Source organism: Streptococcus infantis (genome assembly GCF_000963255.1).
Taxonomy (GTDB): Bacteria; Bacillota; Bacilli; order Lactobacillales; family Streptococcaceae; genus Streptococcus; species Streptococcus nidrosiense.
The window spans coordinates 68,172-85,797 of record NZ_JYOV01000005.1 but is presented as its reverse complement, the minus strand read 5'-3'; the positions used below and the strand labels follow the sequence as shown (position 1 = coordinate 85,797).

The 17,626-nt window shown below is 40.4% G+C and carries 11 protein-coding genes; all 11 read left to right on the top strand.

From position 1 onward, the window contains the following. Positions 1–423 precede the first annotated feature (423 nt). The gene (locus tag TZ96_RS02030) at positions 424–1,407 is read left to right on the top strand and encodes an acetylxylan esterase (protein ID WP_045762689.1); all 984 of its coding nucleotides are present in this window, start codon (positions 424–426) and stop codon (positions 1,405–1,407) included. A gap of 369 nt (positions 1,408–1,776) precedes the next feature. Beyond that, positions 1,777–5,826, top strand: a complete 4,050-nt coding sequence (locus TZ96_RS02025) for an SIALI-17 repeat-containing surface protein (protein ID WP_045762688.1) — start codon at positions 1,777–1,779, stop codon at positions 5,824–5,826. A 624-nt stretch (positions 5,827–6,450) separates the two neighbouring features. After that, a complete protein-coding gene (locus TZ96_RS02015) occupies positions 6,451–9,714 on the top strand; it encodes an SIALI-17 repeat-containing surface protein (RefSeq protein WP_045762686.1) in 3,264 nt (1,087 codons plus the stop codon). A 294-nt stretch (positions 9,715–10,008) separates the two neighbouring features. Next, on the top strand, positions 10,009–10,707 hold the full coding sequence (locus TZ96_RS02010) for an N-acetylmannosamine-6-phosphate 2-epimerase (RefSeq protein WP_001135656.1): 699 nt from the start codon (positions 10,009–10,011) through the stop codon (positions 10,705–10,707). A 116-nt stretch (positions 10,708–10,823) separates the two neighbouring features. Continuing rightward, entirely contained in the window at positions 10,824–12,140 is a 1,317-nt protein-coding gene (locus TZ96_RS02005) for an ABC transporter substrate-binding protein (RefSeq protein ID WP_045762685.1), read from the top strand. A gap of 233 nt (positions 12,141–12,373) precedes the next feature. Next, on the top strand, positions 12,374–13,240 hold the full coding sequence (locus tag TZ96_RS02000) for a carbohydrate ABC transporter permease (protein ID WP_075227343.1): 867 nt from the start codon (positions 12,374–12,376) through the stop codon (positions 13,238–13,240). A 15-nt stretch (positions 13,241–13,255) separates the two neighbouring features. After that, positions 13,256–14,098: a carbohydrate ABC transporter permease gene (locus tag TZ96_RS01995; protein WP_001183246.1), complete on the top strand. Its 843-nt coding sequence runs from the start codon at positions 13,256–13,258 to the stop codon at positions 14,096–14,098. A 200-nt stretch (positions 14,099–14,298) separates the two neighbouring features. Continuing rightward, on the top strand, positions 14,299–14,751 hold the full coding sequence (locus tag TZ96_RS01990) for a YhcH/YjgK/YiaL family protein (protein ID WP_045762684.1): 453 nt from the start codon (positions 14,299–14,301) through the stop codon (positions 14,749–14,751). Between the two features lie 20 nt (positions 14,752–14,771). Then, positions 14,772–15,422 carry a YesL family protein gene (locus TZ96_RS01985; RefSeq protein ID WP_045762683.1) on the top strand — a complete coding sequence of 217 codons (651 nt, stop codon included), beginning with the start codon at positions 14,772–14,774 and terminating at the stop codon, positions 15,420–15,422. A 164-nt stretch (positions 15,423–15,586) separates the two neighbouring features. Then, entirely contained in the window at positions 15,587–16,504 is a 918-nt protein-coding gene (locus TZ96_RS01980) for a dihydrodipicolinate synthase family protein (RefSeq protein WP_016466210.1), read from the top strand. Positions 16,505–16,519: 15 nt separating this feature from the next. Beyond that, a complete protein-coding gene (locus tag TZ96_RS01975; RefSeq protein WP_045762682.1) occupies positions 16,520–17,404 on the top strand; it encodes an ROK family protein in 885 nt (294 codons plus the stop codon). Positions 17,405–17,626: the final 222 nt, after the last annotated feature.

The window sequence follows — 17,626 nt, the reverse complement described above, 5'->3', positions numbered from 1 at the left end:
TAATCTTGGTAGAATAATTCTATTAAGGTTATGAAACTTTTTTGTTTTTGCAAAAAAAACTAGTTTAAAGATAGACAACTATATACCCGAAAACATGCTAATACTCAATGAAAATCAAAGAGCAAACTAGGAAGCTAGCCGCAGGTTGCTGAAAGCACGGCTTTGAGGTTGCAGATAAAACTGACCTAGTTTGGATTTGAGTATAAGACTAGTCTTCAATGACTCTTGGAGGAGAGACCAAAGAAGCTGTTATTCTTTGAAAGTGTATTGAATTTATACAGAATGGAATGGATAAAACTACTTTCAGATAAGCTTTTATGAATCTTCAAAATTAAAATCACTTTCTATTTAAAATATCAGTCTTGCATTGCCTTCCTTTATGTGCTAGAGTTATGGTGACGGTTACAAAAAAAGGAGGGTTTTATGAGAAATCCAGCACTAATAGAAGAAATGAAAACTTACAGAGGGCGTGATGAAGTTCCGCAAGACTTTGACGATTTTTGGGATGGGGAAATAGAGAAGGTTTCAATCTTGCCAGATTACCAACTAGAGGAACGTGAATTTCGTATTCCAAACGTGAAGTGCTATGAACTCACCTTTAAGGGCACTCGGGAAGGCCTTGTTTATGCACGTGTGGTCTTACCAAAATCTGAACATAAAGTACCAGTTATTTTTCACTTCCATGGATATATGGGACGTTGTTGGGATTGGACAGATATGTTGGCCTTTACAGTCGCTGGTTATGGTGTCGTATCTATGGATGTCCGTGGTCAGTCTGGTTACTCACAAGATGGCTTGCGCTCGCCACTCGGAAATACAGTTAAGGGCCAAATCATTCGTGGTGCAGTAGAAGGAAAAGAGCAACTCTTCTATAAGGATGTTTATCTTGATATTTATCAATTAGTTGAGATTGTAGCTAGCTTCCCACAAGTGGATGAAGGCCAATTAGCAAGCTATGGAGCTTCTCAAGGAGGAGCGCTGGCTCTGGTGGCTGCGGGGTTGAATACACGTATCAAGCGTACAGTTGCTATTTATCCATTCTTATCAGACTTTAGACGAGTACTTGAGATTGGGAATACCAGCGAAGCCTATGATGAGCTCTTTCGTTACTTTAAGTTCCATGATCCATTCCATGAGACAGAAGAGCAGATTATGGAAACACTTAGCTATATCGATGTAAAAAATCTTGCCCATCGTATTAAGGGGGAAGTTCGGATGATTACTGGACTTGATGACGATGTCTGCTATCCAATCACTCAGTTTGCTATTTACAACCGTTTGACTTGTGAAAAGAGTTATCGTATCATGCCTGAATATGCTCATGAAGCCATGAATGTTCATGTCAATGATCAAGTTTACAATTGGTTGTGTGGTAGTGATATCCCCTTTACCTATGTAGGTCACTAAAAATTGAAAAAAGCTCTGTAGTTTCGAATGAACTACAGACTTTTCTTTATGTGCCCCAGATAATGAGAAAGTAGTTTCAGGTGGTTTGAAACTTCTAAATATCTTTGAAAGTAGAATCTATTATAGATTATAAAGTCTAAAATTTAGAATATTTATTATATAATATGGTTAAGATAAAAAATGAAAGGAGTCTAGCTGTTTGCTTATTCTTAACATAGAGTTTATAAAAGTGCAACAGCATTTCATTTACAAAGAATGGCAATTCCATTCAATAATACAGTTTCTTATTTGCAGCTAGTTTGAGTGGCTAAAAATTTTAAGCAAAAAAGAAAGCGCTTTATTTTTTTAAAAAATAACGGAAGGGAAAACATGAATCAGAGAGATTTTGATAGAAAACAGAGATATGGAATTCGGAAATTTGCAGTTGGAGCAGCTTCAGTAGTGATTGGAGCGGTTGTTTTTGGTGCTGCACCGGCTTTGGCTCAAGAGGCGCCATCAACGAATGGTGAAACAGCGGGGCAATCTTTGCCAGAATTGCCTAAGGAAGTAGAGACAGGAAATCTGACGAATCTCGATAAGGAACTCGCAGACAAATTGGCAACGGCAACGGATAAGGGAACAGAAGTGAGCCGTGAAGAATTGCAAGCAAACCCAGGGTCTGAAAAACCAACAGAAACAGTAGCATCAAACGAAACTCCAGCTACAGAGAGTGAAGACGAAGAAGTTGGAAACATTCCCCGTGACTTTTATGCCAGAGAGTTGGAAAATGCCAATACTGTTATAGAGAAAGAAGATGTTGAAACCAATCCTTCAAACGGTCAAAGAGTTGACATGAAGGAGGAGCTAGACAAGCTTAAAAAACTTCAAAATGCGACCATTCATATGGAGTTTAAGCCAGATGCATCTGCTCCACGTTTTTACAACCTCTTCTCAGTTTCTAGTGATACCAAAGTAAATGAGTATTTCACTATGGCCATCCTTGATAACACAGCTATCGTTGAAGGTCGTGATGCAAATGGAAATCAATTCTATGGTGATTATAAAACTGCTCCTTTGAAAATTAAGCCAGGTGAGTGGAACTCTGTAACCTTTACAGTTGAAAGACCAAATGCTGACCAACCAAAAGGTCAGGTTCGTGTCTATGTAAATGGTGTCTTGTCGCGCACAAGTCCTCAGTCTGGTCGCTTCATCCAAGACATGCCAGATGTCAACCATGTACAAATCGGTACAACAAAACGCACAGGCAAAAACTTCTGGGGCGCCAATCTTAAAGTCCGTAATCTAACGGTTTATGACCGTGCTCTTTCTCAAGAAGAAGTTAAAAAACGTAGCCAACTTTTTGAAAGAGGAGAGTTGGAGAAGAAACTTCCTGAAGGAGCAGAAGTTACTGATAAACTGGATGTTTTTGAAGGTGGTGAGAACCGCAAACCAAATAAAGATGGTATCGCAAGCTATCGTATTCCTGCCTTGCTGAAAACTGATAAGGGAACCTTAATTGCTGGTGCAGATGAGAGACGCTTGCATCACTCTGACTGGGGCGATATCGGTATGGTCGTTCGTCGTAGTGATGATAAGGGTAAAACATGGGGAGATAGAATTGTCATCTCAAATCCTCGGGACAATGAGAATGCAAGAAGAGCTCATGCGGGATCACCAGTTAACATCGACATGGCTTTAGTCCAAGATCCGAAAACTAAGCGAATCTTCTCTATTTTTGATATGTTCGTAGAAGGTGAAGCTGTCAGAGATTTACCAGGAAAAGCACCACAAGCCTATGAGCAAATTGGAGATAAGGTTTACCAAGTTCTGTACAAAAAAGGTGAAGCAGGACGTTATACAATCCGTGAAAATGGTGAAGTCTTTGACCCTGAAAATAGAAAGACAGAATACCGTGTTGTAGTTGATCCTAAGAAACCAGCCTATAGTGATAAGGGTGATTTGTATAAAGGTGAAGAACTGATTGGTAATGTCTACTTCGATTATAGCGACAAGAATATCTTTAGAGTTTCAAACACCAACTATCTCTGGATGTCTTATAGTGATGACGATGGTAAAACTTGGTCTGCACCAAAAGATATTACATACGGTATTCGTAAGGATTGGATGCATTTCTTAGGTACTGGACCTGGTACAGGTATTGCCTTGCACTCAGGACCTCATAAAGGGCGTCTGGTTATTCCTGCCTACACAACAAATAACGTATCCTACCTAAGTGGCTCCCAGTCTTCACGCGTCATTTACTCAGATGACCATGGTGAAACTTGGCACGCTGGTGAAGCGGTCAATGATAACCGTCCAGTAGGTAACCAAACAATTCACTCTTCAACTATGAATAATCCAGGTGCTCAAAATACTGAGTCAACAGTTGTTCAGTTGAATAATGGGGATCTCAAACTCTTCATGCGTGGATTGACAGGTGATCTTCAAGTGGCGACAAGTAAAGACGGTGGAGCAACTTGGGAAAAAGATGTAAAACGCTATTCAGATGTCAAAGATGTCTACGTTCAAATGTCTGCCATTCATACCGTACAAGATGGTAAGGAATATATCATCCTCAGTAATGCAGGTGGGCCAGGACGTTACAATGGTTTGGTACACTTAGCACGTGTGGAAGCTAATGGAGACCTAACTTGGCTAAAACATAATCCAATTCAAAGTGGTAAATTTGCTTATAACTCATTGCAAGATCTTGGAAATGGCGAATTTGGCTTGCTTTATGAGCATGCGACTGCCACTCAAAATGAATACACCTTGTCTTATAAGAAATTCAACTGGGATTTCTTAAGCAAGGATAGAATTGCTCCAACAAAAGCAACTGTAAAAAATGCTGTGGAGATGAGCAAAAATGTCATTGCTCTAGAATTTGATTCTGAAGTATTGGTGAATCAACCACCAGTTCTTAAATTGGCAAATGGGAACTTTGCGACTTTCTTGACGCAATACGATACAAAAACATTGCTTTTCGCAGTTAACAAGGAAGATATTGGTCAAGAAATTACAGAAATCATTGATGGTGCAATTGAGAGCATGCATAATTTGCCTGTAAGTCTTGAAGGTGCAGGAGTCCCTGGTGGGAAAAATGGTGCAAAAGCAGAAATCCATGAAGTTCCAGAATTTACAGGTGCAGTCAATGGTGAAGGTACAGTTCATGAGGATCCAGCCTTTGATGGTGGCGTCAACGGTGAGGAAGCAGCCGTTCATGATGTACCAGCCTTTGAAGGTGGTGTGAACGGCGAAGAAGCGGCTGTTCATGAAGTTCCAGAAATAGAGGTTGAAGAAAATCCACCAGGAACTATTCATGAAGTCCCAGAATTCGAAGGTGGCGTCAACGGTGAGGAGGCAGCCGTTCATGATGTGCCAGCCTTTGAAGGTGGTGTGAACGGCGAAGAAGCAGCGGTCCACGAAGTTCCAGAAGGTAGTTTAGTAGAAAGCTCAAAAGGGGAATCTGCCGTTCATGAAGTTCCAGTCTTCGAAGGTGGAGTCAATGGTGAGGAAGGAGTTAAGGCAGAAAGTACAGAGTTCGAAGGCGGTGTTAATGGAGTAGAATCCGCTAAGTTAGAAGTTCCAGAGTACGTAGGTAGCGTCAATGGTGTGGAAGCAGCTACATCAGAAACCCCAGAGTACACAGGCGGTGTCAATGGAGTAGAATCCGCTATATTAGAAACCCCAGAGTACACAGGTGGCGTCAATGCAGTAGAATCCGCTAAGTTAGAAGCGCCAGAATATACAGGTGGTGTCAATGCGGTAGAATCCGCTAAGTTAGAGGTTCCAGAATACACAGGTGGCGTCAATGGAGTAGAATCTGCTAAGTTAGAAGCGCCAGAATATACAGGTGGTGTCAATGCGGTAGAATCCGCTAAGTTAGAGGTTCCAGAATACACAGGTGGCGTCAATGGAGTAGAATCTGCTAAGTTAGAAGTTCCAGAGTACACAGGTGGCGTCAATGGAGTAGAATCTGCTAAGTTAGAAGTTCCAGAGTACACAGGTGGCGTCAATGGAGTAGAATCTGCTAAGTTAGAAATTCCAGAGTACACAGGTGGCGTTAATGGAGTAGAGGCCGCTAAGTTAGAGGTGCCAGAGTATACAGGTGGTGTTAATGGAGTAGAGGCCGCTAAGTTAGAGGTGCCAGAATATACAGGCGGTGTCAATGGGCTAGAAGCTGCGAGTACAGAAGTTCCAGCCTATGTAGGTGGTGTAAACAGTGCTGAAGCTGCTGTCCATGAGGTCTCAGAGTATAAGGGAGAACAGTCAATTGTGGTTCAGGCTATGGCAGAAGATAAAACTTATCAAGCCCCTGCTGCTCGTCAGCAGCTTCTTCCTGAAACAGGAAGTGAAGCTGTTGCTCCTCTCGCCTCTCTAGGACTTGTAGGCATGCTCCTAGGTATGTTTGCCATGGGCAAGAAAAAAGAAGATCAATGAAATAGTTAAAATCAACGAAATTCATAGAGAAATTTGATCTTATATTAGAAAGGGTCGTGACTAGAACTAGTTACGGCCTTTTTGATCTAGATAAATCAGGAGTCAAATAGTTAATACTCTTCGAAAATCAAATTCAAACCACGTCAGCTTCGCCTTACCGTATATGTGTTACTGACTTCGTCAGTTCTATCCACAACCTCAAAACGGTGTTTTGAGCAACCTGCGGCTAGCTTCCTAGTTTGCTCTTTGATTTTCATTGAGTATAAGTTTGAGATAAAGTTCAATAAAAAAACGATTCAACCGAATGAAGCAATTTTCTGTTTGAAAAAATCCAAAGTACCCGAAAGTAGTTTCAAATGTCTGAGTTTAGGTTTCAAAAATTGAAAGTGAAATCTGTTCTATATTCATCTATCTTAAAATAGGGAAATTTATTATATAATGAGAATAAGATGAAATTTGAAAGGAGTAGGAGACTCTAGTTAACGATGGGTCGTTAAGTGAGAGAAAATTTGAAAGAGCGAGTGTAACCATTCGTGAAAAAGTAATTTTTGTCATTTAGTCAGATGGCTAAAAATTTTAAGCAAAAAAGAAAGCGCTTTATTTTTGAAAATGAAAGGAAGAAAGATGAAGCATAATCAGTTGGAGAGAAAACAACGATACGGAATTCGCAAATTTACAGTAGGAGCCGCTTCAGTAGTGATTGGAGCAGTTGTTTTTGGTGCATCGCCAGTATTGGCACAAGAATCAACAACTACCAATAAGGAAACGACAGAACTAGGAGTAGAGAAGGATCAGGTAGAAAAAGCAGTAGATGCTGAAAAGACTGCGCCAGAGTCTAATGGGGTAGATACAGTCACACATGCATCTACAGAAGCACATACTGGAACAGAGACAACTGCAACGGCCGAAACAACTGCAACAGCAGAAACGACAGAAGCAACTAGAGAAACCGAAAAAGATCCAGCTGCGCTTCCACGTGATTACTATGCTAGAGAGTTGGAAAATGTCAATACTGTTCTTGAAAAGGAAGATGTAGAGACTAATGCTGCAAATAGCAATAGAATTGATCTGACAGAGCAATTGGGCAAACTGAAACAACTTCAAAATGCGACCGTTCATATGGAGTTCAAACCAGATGCTTCTGCGCCAGCATTTTACAACCTTTTCTCAGTCTCAAGTGATACGGTTCGAAATGAATATTTCACCATGGCTGTTTACAACAACGTTGCCTTGATTGAGGGCCGCGATCAAAACGGCGATCAATTTTATGATAGATACACAGACGCACCATTAACTGTCAAACCAGGTCAGTGGAACTCAGTAACCTTTACAGTTGAAAGACCAAGTGCAGATTCTCCAGATGGACAAGTTCGTCTCTATGTAAACGGAGTTTTGTCACGAACAAGTAAGAAATCGGGACGCTTTATCAAAGATATGCCTGATGTGAATCATATGCAAATTGGTTCCACAAATCGTGCAGGAAGTATGGTTTGGGGGGCAGGTTTACAAGTTCGTAATCTAACTGTTTACGATCGTGCCTTGAGTCCAGAAGAAGTTCAAAATCGTAGCTACCTATTTGAAAGATCCGAATTAGAGAAAAAGCTTCCAGAAGGAGCTGAGATAACAGATAAAAAGGATGTTTTTGAAGCTGGTAAAAATGGGCAGTCAAATCCAGATGGTATTAATAGCTATCGTATTCCAGCCCTCCTTAAGACTGACAAGGGAACTCTGATTGCTGGAGCTGACGAACGTCGATTGCACCACTATGACTGGGGCGATATCGGTATGGTCGTCAAACGAAGTGAGGATCAGGGTCAAACATGGGGCGATCGTATCACTCTTACGAATCTACGTGACAATCCAAAAGCTACTGATCCATCTGTTGGTTCACCAGTAAATATCGATATGGTTTTAGCCCAAGATACTGAAACCAAACGCATTTTTTCAGTCTATGATATGTTCCCAGAAGGAAAAGGTATCTTTGGGATGTCAGCTGAAAAAGAGGAAGCCTATAAAGAAATTGATGGGAAAACCTACCAAATTCTCTACCGTGAAGGAGAAAATGGGGCCTATACCATTCGTGAAAATGGTGTTGTCTACACACCAGATGGTCAGGCAACGGATTACCGTGTTGTTGTAAATCCAGTCAAGCCGGCTTATAGCGATAAAGGTGATCTTTATCAGGGTGAGCAACTGCTAGGAAATATCTATTTTACAAGCAATAAAACTTCTCCATTTAGAATTGCTAAAGACAGCTACCTATGGATGTCTTACAGTGATGATGACGGTAAGACTTGGTCTGCACCACAAGATATTACCCCAATGGTCAAAGCTGATTGGATGAAATTCTTAGGTGTGGGACCTGGAGTGGGCATTACCCTCCAGAATGGACCTCATAAAGGTCGTATTGTCGTCCCTGTCTATACGACGAATAGAACCAACCACCTCAACGGATCTCAATCATCTCGTATTATCTACTCAGATGACCATGGTAAGACTTGGCATATGGGTGGCGGTGTCAATGATAACCGTACACTTTATGATGGTACAGTAGTTGATTCAAGCAACATGAACAATTACTACGCTCAAAATACGGAATCTTCTGTTGTTCAGCTGAACAATGGTCAGTTGAAACTCTTTATGCGTGGTTTGACTGGTGATTTGCAGGTTGCGACAAGTAATGATGGTGGTATTACATGGGACAACTATGTAGCACGCTATGATGTACCAGATGTCTATGTTCAAATGGCAGCGACTCATACGGTTCAAGATGGTAAGGAATATATCCTTCTAGCAAATGCCAATGGCCCAGGTCGTAAGAATGGTTACATTCGAGTGGCTCGCGTAGAAGAAGATGGCGAGTTGACTTGGCTGCATCATCATTTGATTCAAGAAGGGGAATATGCCTATAACTCACTTCAACAGATTGGACCAAAAGAATTTGGTCTCTTGTATGAACATCATGAAACTGGTGGCAATCCTTATACTCTATCCTTCAAGAAATTCAACTGGGATTTCTTAACGAAGGAAAGAATTTCTCCTAAAGAAGCCAAAGTTAAAAATGTTATTGAAAAATGGCCAGGAATTCTTGCAGTAGAGTTTGATTCAGAAGTTTTGGTTAACAAAATCCCAACACTTCAATTGGCAAATGGTAAAAAAGTAAACTTCATGACCCAGTATGATACTAAGACTCTTCTATTTACAATAGACAAGTCAGATCTTGGTCAAGAAATAACTGGACTTGCTTCTGGAACAATCGAGAGTATGCACAATCTTCCAGTGAGTCTTGAAGGAGCAGGTATTCCTGGAGCTGCCAACGGTAGTGAAGCTGCTGTTAACGAAGTACCAGAATTCACAGGTGGTGTGAATGGTGTAGAAGCTGCGACTGCTGAAAATCCTGAATTTACTGGTGGAGTCAATGGTAGTGAAGCTGCTGTGCATGAAGTTCCAGAATTCACAGGTGGTGTGAATGGTGTAGAAGCAGCTGTGCATGAAGTCCCAGAATTCACAGGCGGAGTAAGCGCTGATAGTCCTGTAACTCCTGAAAGCCCAGGATTTGAGGGTGGTGTCAATGGTAGCGAAGCAGCTGTGCATGAAGTCCCAGCATTCACGGGCAGTGTGAAGAATGACGTCGCACCGACAGAAAACCAAGGATTTACAGCTGGCACCAAAGGTTCAGAAGGAGCAGGCCATAAAGATCCAGATCACAAAGGTCAGCAGTCTATTGTATCTCAGGCTATGGCACAAGATAAGACCTATCAAGCACCTGCAGTTCGTCAAGATGTTCTTCCTAAGACAGGAAGTGAAGATGCCTCTGCCCTTGCTTCTGTAGGGCTTGTGGGGATGCTCCTTGGTATGTTTGCTTTGGGAAAGAGAAAAGAAGATTAGTCAAATAGTTGAAAGTGATGGTTTCCTTAGTGAAACTAGATCTTAGTTAGAAAGGGTCGTAACGAAAATTTGTTACGGCCTTTTTTCTTTCATGTTTGCGAGAAAAAAGGGCTGGTTTCAAGATTTAAGAGGTGTTGGGATAGATTTTAGGTCCCTGAAACTACTTTCAGAAGAAACTGTTGCATAAAATTGTTTTGAAACTCCAATCTATTCTAGCACAAGTTATTGAAAGCGCTTTAATAATAAGCTATAATAGTCACATAAACACAAAGGAAAAGAAAAGGAGGAAAGTAGATGCCACAAATTAGTAAAGAAGCCTTGATTGAACAAATCAAAGATGGAATCATCGTTTCTTGTCAGGCACTTCCTCATGAACCGCTCTACACAGAAGCGGGAGGAGTTATCCCCTTGTTGGTAAAAGCAGCTGAACAAGGTGGTGCAGTCGGTATCCGAGCAAACAGTGTTCGAGATATCAAGGAAATTAAAGAGGTCACTAAACTTCCGATTATCGGAATTATTAAACGTGATTATCCACCACAGGAACCATTCATCACAGCGACTATGAGAGAGGTAGATGAACTAGCAGCTCTTGACATCGAAGTCATTGCTCTTGACTGTACCAAACGTGAACGTCATGATGGCTTGGAGATCCAAGAATTTATCCGTCAGATCAAAGAAAAATATCCAAATCAACTCTTGATGGCTGATACAAGTACCTTTGAGGAAGGTCTAACAGCAGTTGAAGCGGGAATTGACTTTGTCGGAACAACCTTGTCAGGTTACACTTCTTACAGTCCAAAAGTGGATGGCCCAGACTTTGAACTCATCAAGAAACTCTGTGATGCAGGGGTGGACGTCATCGCTGAAGGAAAAATTCACACACCAGAACAAGCTAAGCAAATCCTAGGTTACGGAGTGCGAGGTATCGTAGTTGGTGGCGCTATTACTAGACCAAAAGAGATTACGGAACGATTTGTTGCGGGTCTTAAATAACACAATATAAAAAACGAGGAGAGTGGTTGATTAGTAGGAAAAATGAAAACGTATACAAAGTCGACATTACTCATTATCCGATTCGGATACGCTTATCATCATTTAGGAGAATACAAATGAAATTTAAAAAACTAGCTTGTACAGTACTTGCAGGTGCTGCAGTTCTATCTCTTGCTGCTTGCGGCAAATCAGACGCTAAAAAAGATGCTGCAAGTGATTCAGGAAAAACAGAAATCACTTGGTGGGCATTCCCAGTCTTTACTCAAGAAAAAACTGGTGACGGTGTAGGAACTTATGAAAAATCTATCATCGAAGCTTTTGAAAAAGCAAATCCAGATATCAAAGTTAAACTAGAAACAATCGACTTCAAATCTGGTCCAGAAAAAATCACAACAGCAATCGAAGCAGGAACTGCGCCAGACGTTCTCTTTGACGCACCAGGACGTATCATCCAATACGGTAAAAATGGTAAATTGGCTGAGTTGAACGACCTCTTTACAGATGAATTTGTAAAAGATGTCAACAACGAAAACATCATCCAAGCAAGTAAAGCTGGTGATAAAGCTTACATGTATCCAATCAGTTCTGCACCATTCTACATGGCTATGAACAAGAAAATGTTGGAAGATGCAGGAGTTGCAAACCTTGTAAAAGAAGGTTGGACAACTGATGACTTTGAAAAAGTTTTGAAAGCGCTTAAAGATAAAGGATATACACCAGGTTCATTGTTCAGTTCAGGTCAAGGGGGAGACCAAGGAACACGTGCCTTCATCGCTAACCTTTATGGCGGTTCTGTAACTGATAAAGAAGTAACTAAATATACAACTGACGATCCTAAATTCGTTAAAGGTCTTGAAAAAGCATCTAGCTGGATCAAAGATGGTTTGTTGAACAATGGTTCACAATTTGACGGTGGAGCAGACATCCAAAACTTTGCGAACGGTCAAACTTCTTACACAATCCTTTGGGCACCAGCTCAAAATGGTATCCAAGCTAAACTTTTGGAAGCAAGTAAAGTTGAAGTGGTAGAAGTACCATTCCCATCTGATTCAGGTAAACCAGCTCTTGAATACCTTGTAAACGGATTTGCAGTATTTAACAACAAAGACGAAAAGAAAGTCGCAGCAGCTAAGAAATTCATCCAATTCATCGCAGATGACAAAGAATGGGGTCCTAAAGACGTAGTTCGTACAGGTGCATTCCCAGTTCGTACTTCATTTGGAAAACTTTATGATGACAAACGTATGGAAACAATCGGTAGCTGGACTCAATACTACTCACCATATTACAACACAATCGACGGATTTGCTGAAATGAGAACACTTTGGTTCCCAATGTTGCAAGCTGTATCAAATGGTGACGAACAACCTGCTGCAGCATTGAAAGCATTCACTGAAAAAGCGAATGAAACAATCAAAAAAGCAGCTAAATAATAAGCCCTAAATAAAAACTGAGTTCCCCCCTTTTCCCTGAGCATATCTGTGTATGAAAAGGGGGACTTTTGTTTGAAATAGAAGCAACTGACAGGTCAAAATTAAAATGAAGTTTTTACATTGACGAATCTTAGAAAAATTTCATTTTGATTTTAGATCAGGGTCAGATAACAGTCAAAAAAACAAAACTATGTGAAAGTGAGGTGCCGACTGTGAAAATCAATAAAATTCGCATGCGGGAAACTATTATTTCCTACGCATTCCTAGCACCAGTATTAATCTTCTTTACCGTCTTCGTTTTAGCTCCAATGATCATGGGCTTCATCACAAGTTTCTTCAACTATTCGATGACTAGCTTTGAGTTTGTGGGCTTGGACAACTACATCCGTATGTTTAAAGACCCTGTCTTTACAAAATCTTTGATTAATACCGTAATCTTGGTTATCGGGTCTGTACCAGTCGTTGTACTCTTCTCGCTCTTTGTAGCATCACAAACTTACCAACAAAATGCCATCGCTAGATCTTTCTACCGTTTCGTCTTCTTCCTTCCTGTTGTAACAGGTAGTGTTGCCGTAACAGTAGTATGGAAATGGATCTACGATCCACTATCAGGTATTTTGAACTTCGTGCTTAAGTCAAGCCACATCATCAGCCAAAACATTTCTTGGTTGGGAGATAAAAACTGGGCTTTGATGGCGATTATGATTATCCTTTTGACGACATCAGTTGGTCAACCAATCATTCTTTACATCGCTGCAATGGGTAATATTGATAACTCACTTGTAGAAGCAGCTCGTGTTGACGGTGCGACTGAGTTCCAAGTATTCTGGAAGATTAAATGGCCAAGCCTCCTTCCAACAACTCTCTATATTGCAATCATCACAACCATCAACTCATTCCAATGTTTCGCCTTGATTCAATTGTTGACATCTGGTGGTCCAAACTACTCAACAAGTACACTTATGTACTACCTTTACGAAAAAGCCTTCCAATTGACTGAATATGGCTATGCCAATACTATTGGTGTATTCTTGGCAGTTATGATTGCCCTTGTCAGCTTCGCTCAATTCAAGATCCTCGGAAACGATGTAGAATACTAAGGAAAGGAGACAGCTATGCAACCTACACAACAAAAGAAACCATTAACAGCCTTTACTGTTATTTCAACAATCATTTTGCTCTTGTTGACTGTACTGTTTATCTTCCCATTCTACTGGATCTTGACAGGTGCATTCAAATCACAACCAGATACCATTATGATTCCACCACAATGGTTCCCTAAAGCTCCAACCATGGAGAACTTCCAACAATTGATGGTGCAAAACCCAGCCTTGCAATGGATGTGGAACTCAGTGTTCATTTCCTTGGTAACCATGTTCTTGGTTTGTGCAACCTCTTCACTAGCAGGTTATGTATTGGCTAAGAAACGTTTCTATGGTCAACGCATTCTCTTTGCAATCTTTATCGCTGCCATGGCTCTTCCAAAACAAGTTGTCCTTGTACCATTGGTACGTATCGTCAACTTCATGGGAATCCATGACACTCTTTGGGCAGTTATCTTGCCTTTGATTGGATGGCCATTTGGGGTCTTCCTTATGAAACAGTTCAGTGAGAACATTCCGACAGAATTGCTCGAATCTGCTAAAATCGATGGATGCGGCGAGATTCGTACTTTCTGGAGCGTAGCTTTCCCTATTGTGAAACCAGGATTTGCAGCTCTTGCAATCTTTACCTTCATCAATACTTGGAATGACTACTTCATGCAATTGGTAATGTTGACTTCACGTCAAAACTTGACCATCTCACTCGGGGTTGCGACTATGCAGGCCGAGATGGCAACTAACTATGGTTTGATCATGGCAGGGGCTGCCCTTGCAGCTGTACCAATCGTAACAGTCTTTCTTGTCTTCCAAAAATCCTTCACTCAAGGGATTACTATGGGAGCAGTCAAAGGATAGTACTCTGCGAAAATTGAATATAGTACAATCTGTTTATCAGTATGCAGCAGTATAGTTGATAGACTAAGAGAATACAGGATATATAAGTGTCTACAAAATGGAGAGGAGTTGCTTACTTCATGAAGTTTTGTTAGACACTTATAAACTTACTGGCTAGACATCGTATGTCTGAAGGTAACAATCAGGTAAAGGAAATTACTATGATTTTTGATGATTTAAAAAACATTAGCTTTTACAAGGGAATTCATCCTAATCTGGACAAGGCCATTGATTATCTCTATGAGCATCGTAAAGATAGTTTTGAATTAGGCAAATACGAGATTGATGGAGATAAGGTTTTCTTAGTTGTACAGGAAAATGTTCTCAACCAAGAAGAAAATGATCGCTTTGAGCATCATAAAAACTATGCAGATTTGCATTTGTTAGTTGAAGGACATGAGTACTCTAGCTATGGTTCTCGCGTTAAAGATGAGGCTGTAGCCTTTGATGAAGCCAGTGATATTGGCTTTGTCCATTGTCATGAACAATACCCACTCTTGTTGGGATATCACAATTTTGCAGTCTTTTTCCCAGGTGAACCTCATCAGCCTAATGGCTATGCAGGTATGGAAGATAAAGTTCGCAAATACTTATTTAAAATTTTAATCGATTAGTCAGTTAGGAGGAGCAAACAATGGCACATAAAGGATCTGGATTGATAAAAGCGGCATTCGATACGGATAACTTTCTTATGCGATTTTGTGAGAAGGTTTTAGATATCGTGACGGTTAACCTACTCTTTGTTGTGTCTTGTTTGCCTATTGTGACAATCGGAGTAGCAAAAATCAGTCTCTATCAGACAATCTTCGAAGTTAAGGGTAGTCGTCGAGTTCCTGTTTTTAAAACGTATATGAGAGCCTTTAAGCAGAATTTGAAATTAGGTCTCCAGTTAGGTTTGTTGGAACTAGGAATTTTTCTAATTAGTGTAGTTGACTTGTCTCTATTCTGGGGGCAAACAGGCCTAGGCTTTCAGCTAATTAAGGCCATTTGCCTGGGAATTCTGATATTTTTAACCCTAGTGATGTTGGCTAGTTATCCAATTGCAGCACGCTATGACTTGACTTGGAAAGAAGTTCTTCAAAAGGGCTTGCTCTTAGTTAGCTTTAACTTCGTGTGGTTCTTCTTGATGCTTGCGATTATTTTATTAATCATTATGCTTCTCTATCTATCGGGCTTTACTCTAGTGCTCGGTGGATCAGCATTTCTACTCTTTGGCTTTGGTCTTCTTGCCTTTTGCCAAGCTGGATTAATGGAAAAATTGTTTGCTAAATATCAAGCAGATTGAAAATGATATGAAACTACTTTCAAACATGAAAAGCTATGGGAGATGAATAGAAATTAAAATCTAAGTGGCTTGGATGTATTGAAAGCGCTTTTCACAAGGTGTATACTAAAATAGTAAAAAATCATCTGTTCAGAGCAGATAATAAGAAATCTTAGGAGAAATCTATGTCAGATTTAAAAAAATATGAAGGCGTCATTCCTGCCTTCTACGCATGTTATGATGATGCGGGCGAAGTAAGCCCAGAACGTACTCGTGCCTTGGTGCAATACTTTATTGATAAAGGTGTTCAAGGACTTTATGTCAACGGTTCTTCAGGTGAATGTATCTACCAAAGTGTAGAAGATCGCAAATTGATCTTGGAAGAAGTCATGGCTGTTGCTAAAGGTAAATTGACAATCATTGCTCACGTGGCTTGCAACAATACTAAAGACAGTATCGAACTTGCTCGTCATGCAGAAAGCTTGGGTGTTGATGCTATCGCAACAATCCCACCAATTTACTTCCGTTTGCCTGAGTACTCAGTAGCAAAATACTGGAACGACATTAGTGCAGCAGCACCAAACACAGACTATGTTATCTATAACATTCCTCAATTGGCAGGTGTTGCTTTGACTCCAAGTCTTTACACAGAAATGTTGAAGAACCCACGTGTTATCGGTGTTAAAAATTCTTCAATGCCAGTTCAAGATATCCAAACTTTTGTTAGTCTTGGTGGTGATGATCATATCGTCTTTAATGGTCCAGATGAACAATTCCTCGGTGGTCGTCTCATGGGTGCTAAAGCTGGTATCGGTGGTACTTATGGTGCTATGCCAGAACTCTTCTTGAAACTCAACCAATTGATTGCGGATAAAGACCTAGAAACAGCGCGTGAATTGCAATATGCAATCAACGCTATCATTGGTAAATTGACTGCTGCACATGGAAACATGTACGGCGTTATCAAGGAAGTCTTGAAAATCAATGAAGGACTTAATATCGGATCAGTTCGTTCTCCACTTACACCAGTGACCGAAGAAGATCGTCCAGTTGTAGAAGCAGCTGCTCAATTGATTCGTGAAACTAAGGAGCGTTTCCTCTAATCAATAGGAGGCTTTATGACTAATTACGTTGCAATTGATATTGGTGGAACTAATATCAAATATGGTTTGATTGACCAAGATGGACAACTTGTTGAGTCTCACGAAGTAGCGACTGAGGCTCATAAGGGCGGTCCACATATCTTACAGAAAACAAAAGATATCGTAGCTAGCTATCTAGAAAAAGGACCAGTGGCTGGTGTGGCTATTTCCTCAGCGGGAATGGTTGATCCTGATAAGGGTGAGATTTTCTATGCTGGTCCACAGATCCCAAACTATGCAGGGACTCAATTTAAAAAAGAAATTGAAGAAAGTTTCCAAGTTCCTTGTGAAATTGAAAATGATGTCAACTGTGCAGGGCTAGCAGAAGCTGTTTCTGGTTCTGGAAAAGGTGCAGGAATAACGCTTTGTTTAACCATCGGAACAGGTATCGGCGGTTGCTTAATCATTGACGGCCAGATTTTCCATGGATTTAGTAATTCTGCCTGTGAAGTTGGCTATATGCATATGCAAGATGGAGCCTTCCAAGATTTAGCTTCTACAACTGCCTTGGTCGAGTATGTAGCTAAGGCTCATGGTGAAGAAGTAGCCCATTGGAATGGTCGTAGAATTTTCAAAGAAGCTACAGAAGGCAATAAACTCTGTATGGAGGGAATTGACCGTATGGTAGACTATCTTGGGAAAGGTCTTGCTAACATTTGTTATGTTGCCAATCCAGAGGTTGTTATACTAGGTGGTGGTATTATGGGGCAGGAAGCGATTTTGAAACCGAAAATTCGTACAGCTCTGAAAGATGCGCTTGTTCCAAGTTTAGCGGAAAAAACAAGATTAGAATTTGCGCGTCATCAAAATACTGCGGGTATGCTTGGAGCTTACTATCACTTCAAAACAAAACAATCCTAAGTTGGCCTTGCCAATTTAGGATTTTTTAGTCATAAACAGTAAAATAATCATTTAGTAAAAATCTAGTTAAAACTTTGAAAACCCTTGCATTTTTTAATATAACATAGTATATTTATAATAATGCGAAAACTCTAGAAAAATTCTTGCTAAAGGAAGCATTATTTTATTTTTTAGAAAATGTAAGCGATTTCTACAACCTTATATTTACTCAAAATAAATAGC

Coding starts and splice junctions, on each gene's coding strand:
- TZ96_RS02030 (WP_045762689.1), top strand. CDS start 424: ATGAGAAATCCAGCACTAATAGAAGAAATGAAAACTTACAGAGGGCGT.
- TZ96_RS02025 (WP_045762688.1), top strand. CDS start 1,777: ATGAATCAGAGAGATTTTGATAGAAAACAGAGATATGGAATTCGGAAA.
- TZ96_RS02015 (WP_045762686.1), top strand. CDS start 6,451: ATGAAGCATAATCAGTTGGAGAGAAAACAACGATACGGAATTCGCAAA.
- TZ96_RS02010 (WP_001135656.1), top strand. CDS start 10,009: ATGCCACAAATTAGTAAAGAAGCCTTGATTGAACAAATCAAAGATGGA.
- TZ96_RS02005 (WP_045762685.1), top strand. CDS start 10,824: ATGAAATTTAAAAAACTAGCTTGTACAGTACTTGCAGGTGCTGCAGTT.
- TZ96_RS02000 (WP_075227343.1), top strand. CDS start 12,374: ATGCGGGAAACTATTATTTCCTACGCATTCCTAGCACCAGTATTAATC.
- TZ96_RS01995 (WP_001183246.1), top strand. CDS start 13,256: ATGCAACCTACACAACAAAAGAAACCATTAACAGCCTTTACTGTTATT.
- TZ96_RS01990 (WP_045762684.1), top strand. CDS start 14,299: ATGATTTTTGATGATTTAAAAAACATTAGCTTTTACAAGGGAATTCAT.
- TZ96_RS01985 (WP_045762683.1), top strand. CDS start 14,772: ATGGCACATAAAGGATCTGGATTGATAAAAGCGGCATTCGATACGGAT.
- TZ96_RS01980 (WP_016466210.1), top strand. CDS start 15,587: ATGTCAGATTTAAAAAAATATGAAGGCGTCATTCCTGCCTTCTACGCA.
- TZ96_RS01975 (WP_045762682.1), top strand. CDS start 16,520: ATGACTAATTACGTTGCAATTGATATTGGTGGAACTAATATCAAATAT.